At 47.5% G+C, this 19,986-nt stretch carries 10 protein-coding genes and 1 pseudogene; 5 read left to right on the forward strand and 6 right to left on the reverse strand.

The window, feature by feature from the left end; genetic code table 11:
- Positions 1 to 39 precede the first annotated feature (39 nt).
- The gene (locus tag CMR00_00805) at positions 40 to 2,760 is read right to left on the reverse strand and encodes a carbonate dehydratase (GenBank protein ID PIO49246.1); all 2,721 of its coding nucleotides are present in this window, start codon (positions 2,758 to 2,760) and stop codon (positions 40 to 42) included.
- 363 nt (positions 2,761 to 3,123) lie between these two features.
- Between CMR00_00805 and CMR00_00810 the strand changes: the two genes are divergently transcribed.
- Together CMR00_00810 and CMR00_00815 are read left to right on the forward strand one after the other, a co-directional pair.
- Positions 3,124 to 6,999 carry a methionine synthase gene (locus CMR00_00810; GenBank protein PIO49247.1) on the forward strand — a complete coding sequence of 1,292 codons (3,876 nt, stop codon included), beginning with the start codon at positions 3,124 to 3,126 and terminating at the stop codon, positions 6,997 to 6,999.
- A 210-nt stretch (positions 7,000 to 7,209) separates the two neighbouring features.
- Positions 7,210 to 7,845 carry a thioredoxin family protein gene (locus CMR00_00815; protein PIO49248.1) on the forward strand — a complete coding sequence of 212 codons (636 nt, stop codon included), beginning with the start codon at positions 7,210 to 7,212 and terminating at the stop codon, positions 7,843 to 7,845.
- Between the two features lie 115 nt (positions 7,846 to 7,960).
- On the opposite strand, the gene CMR00_00820 is transcribed toward CMR00_00815, so the two are convergent.
- On the reverse strand, positions 7,961 to 9,394 hold the full coding sequence (locus CMR00_00820; GenBank protein PIO49249.1) for an Asp-tRNA(Asn)/Glu-tRNA(Gln) amidotransferase GatCAB subunit B: 1,434 nt from the start codon (positions 9,392 to 9,394) through the stop codon (positions 7,961 to 7,963).
- Between the two features lie 186 nt (positions 9,395 to 9,580).
- On the opposite strand from CMR00_00820, the gene CMR00_00825 reads away from it, so the two are divergent.
- From CMR00_00825 to CMR00_00835, 3 genes and pseudogenes are all read left to right on the forward strand, one after another.
- Positions 9,581 to 9,784, forward strand: coding sequence for a hypothetical protein (locus tag CMR00_00825; GenBank protein ID PIO49250.1), 204 nt, complete (start codon positions 9,581 to 9,583; stop codon positions 9,782 to 9,784).
- Positions 9,751 to 11,733, forward strand: coding sequence for an oxidoreductase (locus CMR00_00830; GenBank protein ID PIO49251.1), 1,983 nt, complete (start codon positions 9,751 to 9,753; stop codon positions 11,731 to 11,733). The genes CMR00_00825 and CMR00_00830 overlap by 34 nt, the downstream gene beginning before the upstream one ends.
- Positions 11,734 to 11,751: 18 nt before the next feature.
- Positions 11,752 to 13,177, forward strand: a pseudogene (locus tag CMR00_00835) (Fis family transcriptional regulator).
- Between the two features lie 154 nt (positions 13,178 to 13,331).
- Here the strand turns inward: CMR00_00835 and CMR00_00840 are convergent.
- From CMR00_00840 to CMR00_00855, 4 genes are all read right to left on the reverse strand, one after another.
- Positions 13,332 to 14,603 carry a hypothetical protein gene (locus CMR00_00840; protein PIO49252.1) on the reverse strand — a complete coding sequence of 424 codons (1,272 nt, stop codon included), beginning with the start codon at positions 14,601 to 14,603 and terminating at the stop codon, positions 13,332 to 13,334.
- Between the two features lie 126 nt (positions 14,604 to 14,729).
- Positions 14,730 to 17,285, reverse strand: coding sequence for a hypothetical protein (locus CMR00_00845; GenBank protein PIO49253.1), 2,556 nt, complete (start codon positions 17,283 to 17,285; stop codon positions 14,730 to 14,732).
- A gap of 51 nt (positions 17,286 to 17,336) precedes the next feature.
- On the reverse strand, positions 17,337 to 18,404 hold the full coding sequence (locus CMR00_00850; protein ID PIO49254.1) for a hypothetical protein: 1,068 nt from the start codon (positions 18,402 to 18,404) through the stop codon (positions 17,337 to 17,339).
- A gap of 277 nt (positions 18,405 to 18,681) precedes the next feature.
- The gene (locus CMR00_00855) at positions 18,682 to 19,830 is read right to left on the reverse strand and encodes a hypothetical protein (protein PIO49255.1); all 1,149 of its coding nucleotides are present in this window, start codon (positions 19,828 to 19,830) and stop codon (positions 18,682 to 18,684) included.
- Positions 19,831 to 19,986 lie beyond the last annotated feature (156 nt).

A 19,986-nucleotide genomic window follows, 5' to 3' on the forward strand; every position in this document is an offset into this window, starting at 1 on the left:
ATCATCTCAGGCATAGCGCAAACAAGATGTTTGCAAAACTCATTTTGCGTGTCTGCCGTAGCGCCAGTATTTCAAAAGACCAATCACGATGTAAATCACAAGTCCGGGCACAAGTGAGATACCCCAATCTTCGAGTGTCAGTGGTGCGCTTTGAAAAGCGGTATTCATAAAAGGCACATAGGTATAAAGCAACTGCAGCAGCAACATACCTGCAACACCAGCCCAGATTAACGGATTGGAAAAGAGCCCGATTTTGAACATGGAATAGCGCAGAGAGCGGCAATTGAAGAGATAGAGCAGCTCGCCTAACACGAAAACATTAACTGCAATTGTACGTGCCTCAGCGTCAGTACGTCCTGACTGTAAGGCAAGTTCAAAAAAGAACAGTGCACCAGCACAAAGAAGTACGCCAACGATAATAATTCTCACAACGAGAGAAGTCGTTAAAATCGGTTCGTTGGCTTCACGGGGTGGACGGTTCATAATGCCCGGCTCTTTTGGCTCAAATGCAAGCATCAAGCCGAGCAAGATGGCGGTTGTCATATTAATCCAAAGCAATTGCACAGGCAAAATCGGAAGTGTTAAGCCTGCAACAACCGATGCTAGAATCACCAATCCTTCACCGAAGTTTGTGGGCAGCGTCCAAGTAATAAATTTGACAAGATTATCATAAACATTGCGCCCTTCTTCAACAGCCGCTTCAATCGTGGCGAAATTGTCATCTGTGAGAATCATATCGGCGGTTTCTTTGGCAACGTCTGTACCAGTGATGCCCATTGCAATGCCGATATTTGCTTGTCGAAGCGATGGCGCATCATTGACCCCGTCGCCTGTCATAGCCACGACCGCCCCATTTTGCTGCAATGCCTTGACCAGACGCAGTTTATCTTCTGGTGCAACCCGCGCAAAGACTGAGACACGTTTGACAAGTTCGGGCAGGCGCTCTTCAGCTAAAGCCGAGAGCGATTTCCCATTAACGACAGCATCATCCGTTGCATCCTTTGGGGCAATACCTAAGCGTTTTGCAATTGCAAGTGCAGTAAGTTCATGGTCTCCTGTAATCATCTTGACTTGCACACCTGCGCTTTGACAAGTTGCGACAGCGTCAATGGCTTCAGGACGTGGCGGGTCAATCATGGCTTGCAGACCTAAGAAAACGAGTCCCTCTGAAATGTCATCGTGTGAAAGTGAAGTCTTTGAACGATCAAAAGTTTTGTAAGCAAAGGCAAGTACACGCAGCCCCTCCGCCGCTATCGCTTCGGACTGCGAGAGCACTTGCGCTTTATCTAACACAATAATTTCGCCTCGCTCGGAGAGCATGCCAGAGGCACGTTCCAACAGCCGTTCTAGCGAACCTTTGACATAAGCGATAGACTGTTCTGTGTCCTTGCGCTGGTGCAGCGTAGCCATATATTGATAAGCTGATTCAAAGGGAATGGTGTCGATGCGCGGTAGGCTTTGAAGCAAGGTTTTGCGTGAAAGACCAGCTTTCTGTGCAGAAACCACCAAAGCGCCTTCTGTCGGGTCTCCTTCTACTTTATGTTGTCCATCGACCGTAACGATATTTGAGTCGTTGCAGAGCAGTCCGCAGGTCAGGGTCTCTTGCAGGGCAAGGTTAGATGAGATCGAGACAGTGCGTTCGCCTTGCAAAAATTCACCTTTGGAATCGTAGCCCACACCTGTAACATTGTAGAGCACGCCCCCTGCATAGACTTTCTGCACGGTCATTTGATTTTGCGTCAGTGTGCCGGTTTTGTCGGAGCAGATGACCGAAGCACTGCCGAGTGTTTCGACAGCGGGCAGCTTACGGATGATGGCATTGCGTTTTGCCATTCTCGCAACACCAATTGCCAAGGTAATTGTAACTGCAGCGGGCAAGCCTTCGGGAATAGCGCCAACTGCCAGGGCCACAGCTGCCATAAACATATCAACCCACTTTTCACCGCGCAGCAGACCAACCACAAAGGTAATTGCCGCTAAGCCCAAAATCACATAGAGCAGCACTTTGCTAAACTTTGCGATAGATTGCGTGAGCGGCGTCTCCAACACATCGGCTTCGGCAATCATCTGGTTAATTTTGCCGATTTCAGTTGCGCTGCCAATTGCAACAACAATACCAGTGCCAGTGCCATAGGTAACAAGCGTTGAAGAATACGCCATATTAGTACGGTCAGCAAGCACAGTGTCAGAGTCCAGTGCGGCAACTTGTTTGACGACAGGAACGGATTCGCCTGTCAGTGCCGATTCATCAATTTGAAGCTCGCGCGTCTGCACCAGACGCAAGTCGGCAGGTACTTTATCACCCGATTGTAACAAGACCACATCGCCAATCGTGAGCTCTGATGATGGTATGCGCTGCTTTTCACCATTGCGTATCACAGTAGCTTCGCTGGCAACGGCTTTGGCTAATGCTTCAATGGCTTTTAAGGCTTTAGACTCTTGAATAAAGCCAATAACCGCATTGACAAACACAACGCCGAAGATGACTGTTGCATCAACCCACTCCTGTAAGAGCATCGTGATAACAGTCGCAACAAGCAAAATCACAACGAGCGGCTGCGTGAATTGCTGCAAAAAAAGCTCTAAGGGTGTTTTTTGCTTTTTCTTAGGAATGATGTTCAGCCCGTATTTTGCTTGCCGTTGTCGCACTTCTTCCGAACTCAATCCCTGCGACAGCGACACACTGGCTTGCTCCAATGCTTGTTCAGCATCCAGAGTAAACCAAGCCAAAGATCGCTCAAGGTCTTTTTCTACTACCATAACTTTTGCAAAGGTTGGCTTGAGAAAGTCGCTACGTACGATGGATGTACACTTATAGCGTTAAGTTATGTAAAACATCTTACGCATTAAAGCAAAAGATGGTTGTGGGTAAACCCCTGTCCGCATGAAAATACTTTTCACTTTCAAAAATCTGCTGTATATTGCACACGAACTTTAACGCACCATTAGGTATGGACACGGCGTTAAAGGCTTTCGGCGGCGAGCGCCCGAAAGTTGCTCCGAAATGGAGTCGTGTCCAGCATCACCATCGCACGGCTGCCTTTCCAGTTCGGAGAGGCTTTTCTGTTTTTTGCCCTCGCTTGCCGAAACACCGATTTCGCAGTCCAATTTTAACCTAACGATATGTCACGGCCGACAATCTACGAGCTACTCAAAGAGCGCGTGCTTGTACTCGATGGCGCGATGGGGACGATGATTCAGCGCTACAAACTTACCGAAGAAGATTATCGAGGCGAGCGATTCAAAAACTTCAGTCCGGTCCAGCCACACAACCCTATCGCAGAAGCGATGGAGCGCAAGCTCGATGAAGTCCTTCATAGAGCACATGCGCAGTCGGGGACGGGCATTGAGCGCAATGGGCACAGCTGCGCTAACCCTGCTCATGCGTATGGTGCTGCGCCCACCAAAGGCACACTCAAAGGTAATAACGAACTGCTGTCGCTCACACAACCGCAGATCATTAAAGAAATTCACCTGCAATACCTCGAAGCCGGCGCGGATATTATTGAAACCAACACATTCAGCGCAAATCGCATCTCGCAAGCAGATTATGCTATGGAGCATCTGGTCTATGAGATGAACTTCAAATCGGCAAAGCTGGCTAAAGAAGCGGTGCGAGAAATAATGCAGAAGACGCCCGACAAACCACGCTTCGTAGCAGGGGCTATCGGACCGACAACGAAACTGGCTTCAATGTCGCCTGATGTCAATGATCCCGGCTTTCGCGCTATTACCTACGACCAACTCTTTGAGGCATACTACGAGCAAATCTGCGGTCTCATTGATGGCGGGGTAGATCTCTTGCTTATCGAAACCATTACCGATACACTCAATACCAAAGCAGCACTCTCAGCGATTCGCAAGTACTTCGACACGGTTGGACGGCGAGTGCCGGTCATGATTTCAGGCACGATTGTCGACCAGAGCGGTAGAACGCTGTCAGGACAGACGACCGAAGCCTTCTGGATTTCAATTTCACATGCGCCAAATTTGCTGAGTGTTGGCTTGAACTGCGCCTTAGGTTCAGCACAGATGCGCCCGTTTATTGAAACGCTGGCGCGTCATGCGACGTGTTATACCAGTCTCTATCCGAACGCAGGTTTGCCCAACACCTTCGGCGAGTATGATGAGACGCCGGAGTATATGGCGGCGCAGTTTGAAGACTTTTTGCGTAATGAATTTGTCAACATTATCGGCGGTTGTTGCGGCACAACACCGGAGCATATCAAAGCCTTTGCTGAGGTTGCTGCGCGCTTTAAGCCACGCAAGCCCAAGGCACGCATGAGCAACATGCAACTTGCTGGACTTGAGCCCCTTGTGATAACACCCGAGACGGGCTTCATCAACATCGGTGAGCGCACAAATGTGACAGGCTCGCCGAAGTTTGCAAAACTTATCAAAGAGCAGAAATACGAAGAAGCGCTTGCAATTGCGCGTCAGCAAGTTGAAAACGGCGCACAGATTATCGATGTCAATATGGATGAGGGCATGCTCGACTCTGAAGCGGCAATGGTGAAGTTCCTGAACCTAATTGCAGCTGAACCAGACATTGCGCGCGTGCCAATTATGATTGATTCCTCCAAGTGGTCAGTCATTGAAGCTGGTCTCAAATGCGTACAAGGTAAAGCCATTGTAAACTCTATTTCACTCAAAGAAGGTGAAGAGAAGTTCAAAGAGCAGGCAAAGAAGATTATGGAATATGGCGCTGCTACGGTTGTCATGGCATTTGATGAACGCGGACAAGCCGATACCTTCGAGCGCAAAATAGAAATCTGCAAGCGCGCTTACGATATTCTCACCAAAGAAGTCGGCTTCCCACCACAGGATATCATCTTTGACCCGAATATTCTCACGGTGGCTACTGGCATTGAAGAACATAACAACTATGCCGTAGACTTCATCAGAGCAACCAAGTGGATTAAAGAAAACTTGCCATATGCCAAAGTCTCGGGCGGTATCTCAAACATTTCATTCTCGTTCAGGGGCAATAATCCTGTGCGCGAAGCGATGCACTCGGCATTTTTGTATCATGCAATTCGAGCCGGGCTCGATATGGGCATTGTCAATGCCGGCATGATTGAGGTCTATGAAGAAATTGATAAAGAACTTTTGGAGCGCGTCGAAGATGTCCTGCTCAATCGACGCCCTGATGCAACCGAGCGTTTGGTGGAATTTGCTGAAGAATTAAAGAAACGCTCTGAGGTGAAAACAACCGAAGTGCAAGAAGAAGAATGGCGCAAGGGCACGGTCGAAGAACGCTTGAAGCATGCTCTGATTAAAGGCATTGATACTTACATCGTAGAAGATACCGAAGAAGCGCGCCTGAAATATCCAACCCCACTTGCCGTCATTGAAGGTCCGCTGATGGATGGCATGAACGTGGTCGGCGATCTTTTCGGAGCAGGCAAAATGTTCTTGCCGCAAGTCGTGAAGTCTGCGCGCGTGATGAAAAAATCCGTCGCCCATCTTGTGCCCTTCATTGAAGCTGAAAAAGCCAAGAACGCGAATGCTAAAGCAGCTGCAAAAGTGTTGATGGCAACAGTCAAAGGCGATGTGCACGACATTGGCAAAAACATTGTGGGCGTGGTGCTTGCATGCAACAACTTTGAAGTCATTGACCTTGGTGTAATGGTGCCTGCTGAAAAAATCTTGGAGACTGCAAAGAAAGAACAAGTCGATATCATTGGGCTCTCGGGACTAATTACGCCCTCGCTTGACGAAATGGTTCATGTTGCCAAAGAAATGGAGAGACTGGGTTTCAAAATCCCGTTACTTATTGGTGGCGCAACAACTTCAAAGATTCACACCGCCGTGAAGATTGCACCGCACTATTCAGGTGCGGTGGTGCATGTGCTCGATGCCTCGCGCAGTGTACCTGTGGTGCAAAGTCTCGTCACACCTGAAGAAAAAGAAAGGTTTGTGTCTCAAGTCAAAGCCGAGTATGATGAGCTGCGCGAGGCGTATCTCAAAAAGCGTGTAACACGCAAATATGTGTCGCTGGCTGAAGCGCGTGAGAATCGAACGCCAATTATTTGGCGTGCTGAAGACATCTACAAACCCAAAAAGCTGGGCATCACCACACTGGAGCAAGTCTCACTGTCTGAACTGTGCGAGTATATTGACTGGACACCCTTCTTTCAGACTTGGCAACTTGCGGGGCGCTACCCTAACATCTTGCACGATGAAGTGGTCGGTGAAGAAGCACAAAAGCTTTTCCGTGATGCTAATCAACTCTTGGAGCGCATTGTTGCAGAGAACTTACTGACAGCAAAAGCCGTGTTTGGGCTTTTCCCCGCAAATGCTATCGGCGATGACATTGAAGTCTATGCCGATGAATCACGTGCAACGGTGCTTACGGTGTTTCACACACTGCGTCAGCAAAATGAAAAAGGTGCAGAACGCGCCAACCGCGCCCTTGCTGACTACATTGCCCCAAAATCCACAGGGCTCATTGACTACATCGGTGGCTTTGCTGTAACAGCAGGTCATGGGTTAGAGACGCTCGTCAAAGCCTTTGAGGATGCAAAAGATGACTATAACAGCATCATGGCGAAAGGCCTTGCTGATAGGCTCGCAGAAGCCTTCGCAGAAATGCTGCACAAGAAAATTCGTACAGACTACTGGGGCTATGCACCCAATGAACACACAACGAACGACGATTTGATTGAAGAAAAATATCAAGGTATTCGTCCTGCGCCTGGTTACCCAGCTTGCCCTGACCACACAGAAAAACGCTTGCTCTTCGATCTCTTAGAGGTTGAAAAACGTGTAGGTATTTTCCTGACAGAAAACTTTGCAATGTATCCTGCCGCGTCGGTGTCAGGACTTTACTTTGCGCATCCAGAAGCGGTCTACTTCGGTGTTGGCAAAATTGGAAAAGACCAGGTAGAAGATTATGCAAAGCGCAAAGGCATGTCAATTGAAGAAGTGGAGCGCTGGCTTGCACAAAACTTGAACTACGAGCCCAGTGTAGCAGACGCTGAAGTTACAGCAGCATAAATTTTAGGCAGTAGAAAAGGCAGTGCTTCAAACTATTGCAAAAGAAGTAGCTCGTTCAGGGCTGCAGTTGCAAGTCTAGCAACCACCCAGCCTAAAGGTGCCACAACGATAGGGGATGAAACTAGGGACTTTCAGCACAGGCAAAAATGTTATATTCATGCGTCTTTTCTATACACCTACTTTTGCTTGTTTAACTTAAAATACATCGTTATGAAAATCTCATCTGTCCCAAAAGTAGTACTTGCACTCTTTGCACTGGCTGCATTTGGCTACGCTTTTTCGTTCAAGATAAGTGCAGTTGAAATTGGTAAACCTGCACCTGACTTCAAGCTCATGGACTATCAAGGCAAAATGCATCAGCTCTCTGACTTTAAGGGAAAGATTGTGGTCTTGGAGTGGTATAATCCTGAATGTCCGTTCGTGGTTGGGCACTATAAGACAGGCAACATGCAGAAATTGCAGCAAACTTATACTGAAAAAGGTGTAAGCTGGCTACTTATCAACTCCTCGGCGCAAGGCAAGCAAGGGCATCTGACCAAAGAAACCGCACCCGGCGTGCTCAAAGAAAATCAAGTGAAGGCAACGAACTTACTCTTTGACCACGATGGTACGGTTGGCAGACTCTACGAAGCCAAAACAACCCCGCACATGTACATCATCGACAAGAACGGCATTTTAGTCTATAATGGCGCAATCGATGATGACAACAGCACCAAAGGTGGTGCAAATGCAAAGGTCAACTATGTTGCCAAAGCGCTCGATGAACTGCTTGCTGGCAAGCCTATCTCAACATCTACTACAAAGCCATATGGCTGTTCTGTTAAGTATGCTGACAAGGCACAATAAATCCGGAGAAATCTTGTAACAAAGCAAAGCCGCAATTTGTGATTGCGGCTTTTGTATTTGTGTATCGTAACAGGAAACTGATTGTGGATGAGGATGACTGACAAGAGCGCCATGCTCAGACCTGCTCTAACTTGCGTTTCAGGATATCATTGATAATCTGCGGATTGGCTTTGCCTTTCATGCGCTTCATCGTCTCGCCAACAAAGTAGCCGAAGAGTTTAGTTTTGCCAGAGCGATAGTCAGCAAGTTGCGAAGGACTTGCAGCTAAGACGGCAAGCACTTCTTGTTCAATGACAGACGTATCGGAGACTTGCGCTAAGCCATCGCGTTCAACAATTGCCATGGGCGAGAGCGGTGTCTCAAGCATTTGTGTGAAGACTTTTTCTTTTGCTGTATTGTTGTTGATAATGCCTTTCTGCACGAGCTGAATGAGTTCGCCGAGACGTTCGGGTTGGATAGGAAATTCGCGCATTTCAATGGCTTTTTCTTTGAGTGTGCGCAAGACTTCGCCCATAACCCAATTCGAGGCGATTTTGGCATCACCGCAGACACGGACTACGGCTTCGTAGTAGTCGGCAATATCACGATCAGCAGTGAGCACACCTGCATCATAAGCAGGGATTTTATATTGGGCTTCGAGGCGAGCACGACGCTGCTCGGGCAGTTCGGGCAACTCAGCGCGAATGTGCGCAAGCATCTCTGGCGTAACCTCAATAGGCACAAGGTCAGGTTCAGGGAAGTAGCGGTAGTCATGTGCTTCTTCTTTAGAGCGCATCGAACGCGTCTCTTGCCGCTCGCTATCCCAAAGACGGGTTTCTTGCACAATGGTGCCGCCCGATTCCAAAATGGCTTGTTGGCGTGCCGCCTCAAACTCAATAGCTTTCTCGACGTTCTTAAATGAATTGATGTTTTTAATTTCTGTGCGTGTACCAAATTTGTCCGAGCCTTTCGGGCGAATGGAGACATTGGCGTCGCAGCGCAGCGAGCCTTCTTCCATATTGCCGTCAGAGATGCCAATCCAACGCACAATCTGCCGTAGTTTTTGCAAATACGCAGAAGCTTCTTTTGTAGAGCGAATGTCAGGATAAGAGACAATTTCTAAGAGGGGCACACCGCAGCGATTGGCATCAATGTAAGTCTCAGAGCCAATATCGTGAATGGATTTGCCAGCATCTTCTTCAATATGAATGCGGATGAGGCGAACACTTTTTTGCACGCCATCAAGCTCGTAGTCTACTCTGCCATCGTAGCAAATCGGCTCATCATACTGCGAAATTTGGTAGCCTTTAGGTAAATCAGGATAGAAATAATTTTTGCGTGCAAAAATCGAGCGCGGACGAATCTGGCAATTGGTGGTTAGCCCAAGCCGAACAGCGTACTCCAAGACTTTTCTATTGAGCACAGGCAAACTGCCAGGCAAAGCTAAGCAGACAGGGCAAACATTTGTATTGGCAGGTGCGCCGAATGCAGTTGAGCAGCCGCAAAAGGCTTTTGTCTTCGTGTTGAGTTGGCAATGGACTTCAAGTCCTACAATCAGTTCGTATTCCATCGGCATAAGAGGTTAAACGGTAACTTTCTGAAAATATATCAAAATGCTTACGCGATGTAAAGTTTTGTATGTCGTAGTTTTGGCTACATCTAAGAAGGCAAGTGCTGCAAATGCAGCGCATCGGGCAGTACAGATGTGATTTTTCGTTAATTTTGCGCAATTAATTCATATACAACCAACATCTCAATGCAACAGCTGGTTCAGAACTCACGGTCGGGTGCAATCAAAATTAAAGCTGTGCCGCCACCTGCGCTCAAAAGAGGAATGGTGCTGGTGCGCAATCGCTTCAGCCTAATTAGTGCGGGCACAGAGCGCACCAAGGTAGAACTTGGCAAAAATCCCTTTTGGGAAAAGCAATGGCACGCCCCGACCTTGTCAAACTGGTATTGAAACAAGTCAAAGAGCAAGGACTTTTGGAGACTGCACAGCGCGTATTCAATAAGCTGGGCGCAGATGCTGCAATGGGCTATTCGTCAGCGGGCGTGGTCGTTGAAGTCGCAGATGATATTTCAGAATTTCGTGTGGGCGACAGGGTAGCTTGCGCAGGCGGCGGATATGCCTCGCATGCGGAGCTGGTGGTCGTGCCAAAAAATTTGGTTGCCAAAGTGCCAGATAATGTATCGCTAAGCGATGCGGCTTACACGACGCTCGGTGCGATTGCGCTGCAAGGAGTGCGTCAAGCTGCACCAACGCTCGGTGAGAGCATCATGGTGATTGGCTTAGGACTGCTTGGGCAGTTGCTGATTCAACTTCTCAAAGCCAATGGCTGCCGCGTCATCGGCGTCGATATCAATCCCGATGCGATTGCTTTGGCAAAGACACACGGCTGCGACCTTGCACTTTCGCGTAGTGAAGACAGTCTCAAAGAGCAAGTGATGGCCTTCACCAATGGCTATGGTGCAGATGCCGTCATTATCACGGCTTCAACCTCGTCTAATGACCCCGTAGAATTTGCTGCCAATATCATGCGCGATAGAGGACGCGTGGTGATGGTCGGAGTTACAGGCATGAACTTGCCACGCACGCCCTACTACATGAAGGAATTAGAGTTCAAACTCTCTCGCTCCTATGGTGCAGGTCGATACGACACGCACTACGAAGAAAAAGGCATCGACTACCCTATTGGCTACGTGCGATGGACAGAAAACCGCAACATGCAAGCTTTTTTGCAATTGCTTGCAGAAAAGAAAATTTCACTCTCAAATATCACTACGCATATCTTCCCAATTGAGCAAGGTGAAGAAGCCTACAAGCTCATTACAGGTGAGCGCAAAGAACGCTACATTGGCATTCTCTTGGATTATGGTGAATTTCAAGAGAAATCTGTGCACACTGAACGTCTTGCGCCGCAGCGAAATGGTGTGCCAGCACACGCAAAAGCCAATCCCAAACGCATTGGGTTCATTGGTGCAGGCAGTTTTGCCACAGGTTACTTGATTCCAAATTTGAAGAACATTGATGGTGTGGAACTTGTAACGGTCTGCAATGCAACGGGCATTACGGCAGAGAGTGTAAAGCAGACTTTTGGATTCAAACGAGCAACTTCAAACGTTGAGGATGTGCTGAGCGATGAAACGATTGGCACCGTATTCATTGCAACGCGACACAATACACATGCGGAATTGGTGCTCAAAGCCTTGCAAGCTGAAAAGCATGTCTTTGTCGAAAAGCCGCTTGCAATTGATGAAGGAAGTCTGATGCGCATTGTGGAAGAAGCGCAAAAGCGACCGCACTTGAAAGTCATGACAGGTTTCAATCGCCGGTTTAGTCAGCCTGTGGTAACGATGAGGTCATATTTCAAGGCACTACTTGAGCCCATTTCAGTGCAGTACCGTGTGAATGCAGGACCGTTGCCACCCGATCATTGGACGCAAGATCCAGAGGAAGGTGGTGGACGGCTGATTGGTGAAGTGTGTCATTTTATTGACACCATTCAGTATCTTACAGGGTCTGAACCGGTGCGTGTCTATGCAGAAATGTTGCCAACCAAAGTGCGTGAGAATTTGCTCATCACGATTCGCTTAGCAAACGGTAGTGTCGGTACAATTCAGTATCTTTGCAATGGCGACAAGTTGTATCCGAAAGAGCGTATTGAGATTTTTGGTGGCAATCGAATTGCGATTATGGAGAACTTTAAGACGGTAACGCTCTCGGAACAGGGTGCAACGCGCGTGCGTGAGTTTAATGGCGGCAAAGGACATCGTGAAGAAGTTGAAGCCTTTATCGCATCACTTGAAAGTGAGGTTGCACCGATTGCGCTGTATAGTCAAGTACTAACTACCCTATCTACCTTCCGCATCAACCAAAGCATAAACACAGGATTGCCTGAAGACCTATAATGACAAGCGACATGCGGAATGCGTCCATTGATCTATATCGTCGACGATGACCCAAATTTTCGTCTTTTGCTGGAGCGTGTGCTCTCACGCGATTTTACTGTGAAGATGTTTGCTCGAGCGGAAGATTGTCTAAATGCGCTCGAGCATGAGCAGCCCGCAGTGGTGCTGACTGACTACACCATGCCAAATATCAACGGTGTTGAACTGACAAGCCTGATTCGGCAAAAAAGCCCGTCGGTTCCTGTGATTGTGCTAACGGGCTATGGCAGCATTGAGTCGGCAGTGGAAGCGCTCAAAGCTGGAGCGTTTCACTATGTTGAAAAAACAACGTCGGGGGCAAGTGTAACCGCAAACTTCACGGTACTGCGCACGCTGATTTCGCGTGCAATTGAAAGTGCGTCGCTCAAAGAAGAAACTGCGCGCTACAAATCTGAAGTTGAGCAGCTCAAGAAAAAAGTCCGACAAGCCGATACCCTCGAGTTGATTGGCAATAGCCCTGCCATCCAAGCCGTACGAGCCACGATTCAACAAGTGGCTTGCACAGATTCCACTGTGTTAATACGTGGTGAGACAGGCACAGGCAAAACCGTTGTGGCGCGTCTCATTCATCGGCTCTCCCCAAGAGAGGCAAAAGGTGAATTCGTGGAAATTAATTGCGCCGCTATCCCCGATAACCTGCTCGAAGCTGAACTCTTTGGCTATGAGCCTGGAGCATTTACTGATGCACGCACAACGAAAAAAAGGTCTCTTCGAAGTCGCCCACAACGGCACGATTTTCCTCGATGAAATTGATGCCACATCGCTCGTGGTGCAGTCAAAATTGCTCTCGGTCTTAGAGACACGCACCTTTCGAAGGCTCGGGGGCAATCAACCGATTTACTCGAATGTGCGCGTCATTGCGGCAACCAACGCAAAAATTGAAGAGAAAGTAGCCAGTCAAAAGTTCCGAGAAGATTTATTCTTCCGAATCAATGTCGTTTCAATTCACATGCCGCCGCTACGCGAATTAGGTGACGACATCATTCTGATTGCTGAAAAGTTTGTTGCACAGTTTTCACGCGAAATGAATAAGCCGATTGCAGGTATTTCAGAAGAAGCAAAAGCCATGCTGCGCGCACACGAATGGAAAGGTAATGTACGCGAACTGCGAAATGTGATAGAACGCGCTGTTATCTTTACGCCAGCTGGAGAATGCATCGATGTGTCCCAGATTACCCTGCCTTCTATTCCATACCACATGCCAACGGAGGAAAATAGACGCACATTCAGTATTCCGATAGGTAAGTCGCTCGAAGAAGTCAGGTTAGCTTACATTCAGGCGGTACTCAAAGAAAGTAAAAGTTTTAGTGAAGCGTCAAGAATTTTAGGTATCTCTTCCAAAGCCCTATGGGAGATCCGCAAGCGCTACAGTATTGATCTGTCAAATGATCCGCTGGCAAAATAAACAATCAGTGCTCTCAACTACATGCTCAAAGGATGCACGACTGAAGTTTGGCGAAATCCCCAGGCCTGTACTTGCACATCAAGAGCATTTCACTCATAGAGAGAGAAGTGCATTAGACGGTCGAAAAATTGCACGCTCATGTTCTGAGAATATCTTAGAATGAATACCGACTGACAGTCTCACGGTGAACTTTGAGACCCCTTTCCACATTTTGGCGGCAAACTTCAACTGCTTCTTGCAACGAGGCAGAGAGTTTGCTGACATCCCATGGCTTCTCAATGTGCCGAAAGAGCAGCCCTTGATTGATAAGCGACGAGATATGCTCCACATCAGAGAATGCTGTCATCAAGATTTTGGGCACAATTGGTGCGAGCGATTGGGATTCGCTGAGAAAATCGCAGCCCGATTTATGCGGCATGCGCATGTCCGTAAGGATACAGGCAACAAACGCACTGTGTTCCAAAATGTCAAGCGCAGCATCAGCAGAGGTGCAGGTGAGCACATCGTAGTCGCTGCTCAGCAGCTCGGAAAGTGCACTCAAGACGCGTACTTCATCATCTACAATGAGAATTTTAGGTTTACCACTGCGTCCATAGAAAACTTTATTGAAAATCTCTGACGGCGGTAACTCAAGAGCATCAGGCTGTCTGGGCGACTTGAGCGTTGACTCTAATTGTGCTAAGCGCAAATTAAGACGAGCAAAAAACTCTTCTTCAAAGCTCTCAAATTTTTTGAGTTCCGAGATCGCTTGCTCGCGAAAGGACGCAAAAAACTCTTCTTCAAAGCTCTCGAAGACACGCTCAACTTGTGGCAGCTTAAGAAACTGATCTGGAGCTTGATGAGCTAAAAATTCTTCCTCGAAACTTGAAGATGCCTGATCGGTTGCCCGACGTTGAGGCAGTGGATCTGGAATCGGCGGCAGAACTTGGTTAGGCGGTAATACAAAACCGGGATCTGTTCGGCGCCGCTGTGGCACAGGCTGTGACTGTTTGAGCGGAGACTGCAGGACAGCACCATTCTGTTTATTGCGATTCTCTTTCTGACAGCGCAACATATAACTTGCCATGGCTAAGGCGACAATAGACTTGAGCGTCTCGGCGACCCAAGGCTTGCGGACATACCGAAAGACCTCGCCTACATTAACCGAATCTAACACCGCTTCCAAGTCAGCGTAGCCTGTAAGCAAAATTCGCATGGTATTGGGGGCAAGTTGCTTGACATGTTTGAGTAGCTCGACACCACTCATGCCGGGCATACGCTGATCGCTGATGACAATAGCAACTTCAGGATGATGTTGCAACAGTGAAAGCGCCATTTGCCCATCAGACGCGGTGAGCACATGAAACTCAAAATCAAAAAGTTGGCAGAGTGACTCGAGCACATTTGGCTCGTCGTCGACAATAAGCATTTTAGGTTTTGAGTGCATATTGTAGCAATCCTTTGTTGCTTAAAATTCTTTATACAAGCACCTGTAAGCCAAGCAGCAAACCGCATCAGGCTTGCTGCTCTGTTGGCTTAGAGGATAGAGATAACCACCTTAAAAAGGTATAGCTTAACTTTGTGTGTCCAAAAAATCTACTGCAGGAATTTTCACGAAGAAAGTGGTGCCAACGCCTTCTTCAGTCTCAAAGTAAAGTTCGCCTTTGTGCTTTTGCACAATGTTGTAGCAAATCGAAAGACCTAGTCCTGTGCCCTTGCCTACAGGCTTCGTAGTGAAGAAGGGGTCAAAGATTTTGCTCTGCACATGTTTCGGAATGCCCTTGCCGTTGTCTGTAACGCGCACAATGATATAGTCCTGCTCGAGCGAGCTTGTAACGCGGATTTGTCCATTCGGTCTCTCCTCAGCGGCATGAATAGCATTATCAATGAGATTAAGAAATACCTGATTGAGTTGTGCAGGATAGCAATCCACCATTGGAAGATCACCATACTCCGTGATAAGCTCAACGTTTTTGTCCTTGAGTTTATGCCCAATCATCAAAAGACAATTGCGCAAGCCTTCATTGATATCTGCCTTTTTCATCTCAGCTTCATCAAGGCGAGAGAAATTGCGCATGCTCTTGACAAGATTTGACATTTGCTCAAAGCCCGACGAGATGCCCGCAAAAAGTCGATCTGTGCGACGAATAGTTTCATCAAGTTCGGCAAGCGTCCCATTCGGAGAGTTAGACACCTCTTGCATCTTGACAAAGGCTTGTTCCAACTGATTGTTGTAAATGCACTCCTGTGCTTCGATAGCCTTGCGCAGCAAGGAAGAGATGTTCTTGAAACGATCGCGAATGATGGAGACATTGTTTGAGGCATAACCAATCGGCGTGTTAAGCTCATGCGCAACGCCAGCCACCATCTGCCCAAGTGCAGACATCTTCTCCGTCTGAATCAGATACTTTTGTGTATCCTGAATTTCTTTCAGACGAGCGTGCAACTCCGCTTCAAGCTCTTTGAGCTGAGTGATGTCAACACAAACTCCATACCAGACAATTGCGCCGTCTTCACGTAAACTGGGCTTGGCATTGTAGCGCGTCCAAATCTGCTTGCCTGATGGTAAATTATGACGCACTTCATAAGTAAAGGGTAAGAGATTTGCCGCTGATTCTGAAATAGCAACTTGTGTGGCTGCAACATCTTCGGGATGAACAGTTCCAAAAAATGTCATAGGATCATTCATGATAGCTTCAGGCTCAAGACCAAAAATAGTGCGGCTACCGTAGCTCACATAGGGCATTTGAAATGTGCCATCAGGCATAGATACAAGTTGATAAATCATGCCTGGTACAGCATTGACAGTTCTGCGGAAAGTCTCTTCGCTTTGACGCAGGGCTTCTTCAGCTTGTTTTTGGTCGGTGATGTCTTGAATTGGACCGAAAAGCTGAACAGGAATCCCCTCTGCATTGCGGATGATGTTGTAGATCACCTTGAGGTAGCGAATGCTGCCGTCATCTGCACGACGAATGCGATATGTGATCTCACCACGCATGAGGTCTTTACTAGATAAGACCATCTCTAAGTGCTTGACCATTTCAGACACATCTTCGGCGAGGACAAAGCGACCGAGGTAATCTTGCAGACTGATTTCGTAAGAGCCTTCCTTTTCAAGGCTGGTGCCCAGTAGCATAAAGACTTGAGCATTGAAAATGAGTGTCTGGCGGCTTACATCACCTTCCCAGAAGGCGAGTTTGGCAAGGTCGGCAGCGGCATTCATTTGCTGCTGTTGCAGACGCAGTTTTGCCTCAGTTTCTTTTTGTGCCGTAATGTCTGTACGCACGCCGTAGAAACGCAAGTAGCCTCCAGGCTCTAATTGAGGGGTGGATTGAATGTGAAGCCACTTGATTTGACCATCAGGAAGGATAATGCGACAATCCATATTGAAGGGCTTCAAGGTGCGTCGACACTCTTCGACACGACGCATGTATTCATCAACGTCGTCAGGGTGCCACATCTTGGTGATGACCGAGCTATCCTGCATAATTACTTCAGGTGCAATCCCGTAGATTGCGCGGCTACCTTCACTTACAAACGGATAAGTTATTTTGCCATCAGGATGAAAGAGAATTTGGTAGATCATGCCGGGCAATGTGTTAGCCGTTTTGCGGAAGGTCTCTTCACTCCAATGCAAAGCTTCTTCAGTTTGCTTTCTTAGCGTGATGTCGCGTCCGATACCAAATAGCCCTATTGGTGTGCCATGCTCATTGCGTCGAACCACTTTGGTGGTCAAAATCCAACGCTTTTCACCAGATGTGTTATTGAAATTTGGCTCCTCAAAATGTACGGCATCTTGATTGCTGCTAAGCAATGCAAGTTCATCTTGACGATATTTCTCAGCAAGCTCGCGGTCATAGAAATCAAAATCTGTTTTGCCAATAACTTCACTGGCATCTGATTTGCCTAACAGCTCCGTGTTTTTTCGATTTGAAATCAAAAATCGTCCTGAAGCATCTTTGGCATAAATGCTATCGGGCAGGTTATCGATAAGTTGAAGCAAGAGGTCACGCTCTTGCAAGACGCGTAGATACTCTTCTTTTGTAACAAAGGCAGGTTCGGTGTGATAGCTATTCCCATTTCCATTTGAGGCACTGGGACGATTGGGTTGAGCATCTGTGGTTAGCATAGTGTCGTTCTCCTGAGGTTTAGGTTGATGATTTTTCCTTAGCCATTTTGCTTAGTGCTGCAAGTGCACTGAGCGTTTGGTTGGTGGTGGTGTGTTGTGCATTGCTTTTGTCATGATCATGCTCAGCCGTAGATGCAGCATTACCGTCTTCGCCAAGTTTGGCTTTAACTTGGTGAAGGTAAAGTTCAACGGCTTCAGAAATGAGCTCTCGCAGTTTTTCAGGATCCCATGGCTTTTGCACATAGCGATAAATTTGACCTTCATTGATGAGGCGAATGATATCCTCAACATCGGTGTAAGCGTGATGAGAATCTTGGGTACCATAGGCGCAAGCTCACGTGACTCAATGAGAAAATCTGTGCCTGTTTTCTTCGGCATTCTTTGGTCAGTCAGCAGCAGTGTCATGAAGGAATCTTGCTTGAGCAGTGCGAGTGCTTCATCAGCGGATTTTGCAGTGAGTACTTCATAAGAGTCAGAGAGCAGTTGAGACAGCGCAGTCAGCACACCTTGCTCGTCATCGACGACTAAAATTTTTGGTTTACCGCTCGCACTATGGAAAGCCCGCTCAATCTGATTGCCAGAAGATTGTGCAAGTTTATTGAGAAACTGTGCCTCGATAGACTGCTGCTTTTTCAGTTCAGAGAGTGCAGCCTGCTGGAGCGAGAAACTTTCAGGTACAGGCGGCGGGGTGCTGGCTAGTGCAGCAGCTTTAGCAGCTCTGGCTCTCTTGCGCTCAAGGTGGGTCGTAGCCGCAAGCGACATGAGTGCTACCAATTCTTCAGGATTCCACGGCTTTTTGACATAGCGGAAGACTTCACCGACATTAACTGAGTCAAGTATCGCATCAGCGTCAGCAAAACCTGTGAGCAACATGCGAATTGTATCAGGCGAGATCTCCTTAATGGCTTTTAGCACATCAATCCCTTTGAGCCCTGGCATGCGTTGGTCACTGACTACGATGGCAATCTCTGGATGCTCACGCACATATTCAATAGCATCATGTCCATTAGAAAACGTCTGTACGTCATACATTGTGTCGAAAAGTTGTGATAAACCCTCAAGAATCATGGGCTCGTCATCGACAAAGACGATTTTAAGTCTAGCAGGTCGCTGTGTCATAGCGTCAAATGCAGTTTAGATTGAAGAAGTTAGGCGAGTACTACACGCTGAAGATGCTGCAAAAATGCACTTGAGACCTTCGAGCGCAATAAGAAATCGATAAGAAATCGATAATTCGAGCGGCTGTCTACGCTTTAAGTGCTTTTAGAAAAAGGAGTTACGAAGAAAAAAATTTTCTTGCTAAATCAAAAAAAACTTGCGGGAGCACAAAAAACTGAAGAAATAGAAAAAGGCTCAACAGTGCGCTGAGCCTTTTTGAGGCAGAATGTATAGAACTTTACCACCAAAACCAGCGTGGCCGCCAGATGCGCACAAGAGGGGGTACCCAAGCAAGAGAAGGCGCATAGTAGCGACGAATAATAATTGTGCGCTTTTCTTTCTTTTCTGAATCAACTTTTGCTTTTTCGGGTAAAGGTGCCGCGATGACTGTGGAATCGATGCTCAATTCTGGCAATTTTACTCGAATAGGGGTCGTAGCGCCAACTTTGGAGGCGGCAGCAAGAGAGGCTTCGGTCTCTGAGGTGTGTTCAGCAAGGTTGGGCTGTGCATTCTCAGCATCACTGTGAAGATCTAGCAACATGCCTGAAGCATCTAGTGCAAGTTCAGATGTGCCAAGACTGTCTGCAATGTCTACATGATATTCAATGCTGGTTGTACGCTTGACACGCTCAATAGTTGACCCCGTGAAATTATCTGCTAAAGTTTCTTTGATAGCTTCAGGTAAGTCGAGCGGTGAGAGGCTTTCCGTGATTTTAATTGCGCTACCAGTCTCGGCATAAATCACTTCTCGGAAAACTTTGCCATCTTTGCTTTCTACAACCCAACGCGCAAACCCATCACGCTCATACTTTCTGAACGCTAAGATTTCTGCATTTGGATAGGTCGTGCGAAAGGCTTGCTGCACGGCACTTGGAAGCGTGTCGACTTTGCGCACCACATTGCCTTTTGTGTCGTAGACCGTTGTCTCTTGCTCTTCGCCAACCTTCAGCGTGACTTCATAGAGTGTTGGTGCAGCACTCACAATTCTGCGTGCAGACACAATCGAGGCGTTAGGATGCTCCTCACGGAGTACGACTTTGATTGCTTCAGGAAGCTCAAGTGCAGAGATGCTCTCGATAAACTCCAACAATGCTCCATCGGCGGCATAAAGCAACTCACGGCTCTTGGAGCCATCTAGGGTAGAGAGTTTGAAGAACGCTGCGCCATCTCTAACAAAACTCGCGCTGTTCAGGAGTGTGGCATTAGGATAGGCTTCTTCAAAGGCGCGCTTGACTTCGGCAGGGAGCTCGGTCGGAGCGATTTTTTGGGGCTGGGCAACAGTTTGAGATTTCTTCTTGGCAGGTTTGGTTTGAGCATGCGACAGATCGCTGGTGATGATAAAGAACGAGATAACTACAGCAGCAGACGCAAACAGAGATATATTCATAGATTCAGCAAAGTAGTTGAAAAATGTAAGGTAGTTATAGTTAAAAAACTTCCAAAAATCTTACGCACTGAAAAAAGTAAAGTTACTGCTGGGAGAGAAGTTAGAGATTAAGGCAAGCTCTGGCTATGTCCGATGTAATTTAGGGAAGAATGATCA

It is taken from the genome of [Chlorobium] sp. 445 (genome assembly GCA_002763895.1).
Lineage (GTDB): Bacteria > Bacteroidota > Chlorobiia > Chlorobiales > Thermochlorobacteraceae > Thermochlorobacter.

Coding starts and splice junctions, on each gene's coding strand:
- CMR00_00845 (PIO49253.1), bottom strand. CDS start 17,285: ATGCTAACCACAGATGCTCAACCCAATCGTCCCAGTGCCTCAAATGGA.
- CMR00_00850 (PIO49254.1), bottom strand. CDS start 18,404: ATGACACAGCGACCTGCTAGACTTAAAATCGTCTTTGTCGATGACGAG.
- CMR00_00820 (PIO49249.1), bottom strand. CDS start 9,394: ATGGAATACGAACTGATTGTAGGACTTGAAGTCCATTGCCAACTCAAC.
- CMR00_00840 (PIO49252.1), bottom strand. CDS start 14,603: ATGCACTCAAAACCTAAAATGCTTATTGTCGACGACGAGCCAAATGTG.
- CMR00_00855 (PIO49255.1), bottom strand. CDS start 19,830: ATGAATATATCTCTGTTTGCGTCTGCTGCTGTAGTTATCTCGTTCTTT.
- CMR00_00805 (PIO49246.1), bottom strand. CDS start 2,760: ATGGTAGTAGAAAAAGACCTTGAGCGATCTTTGGCTTGGTTTACTCTG.
- CMR00_00810 (PIO49247.1), top strand. CDS start 3,124: ATGTCACGGCCGACAATCTACGAGCTACTCAAAGAGCGCGTGCTTGTA.
- CMR00_00825 (PIO49250.1), top strand. CDS start 9,581: ATGCAACAGCTGGTTCAGAACTCACGGTCGGGTGCAATCAAAATTAAA.
- CMR00_00815 (PIO49248.1), top strand. CDS start 7,210: ATGAAAATCTCATCTGTCCCAAAAGTAGTACTTGCACTCTTTGCACTG.
- CMR00_00830 (PIO49251.1), top strand. CDS start 9,751: ATGGCACGCCCCGACCTTGTCAAACTGGTATTGAAACAAGTCAAAGAG.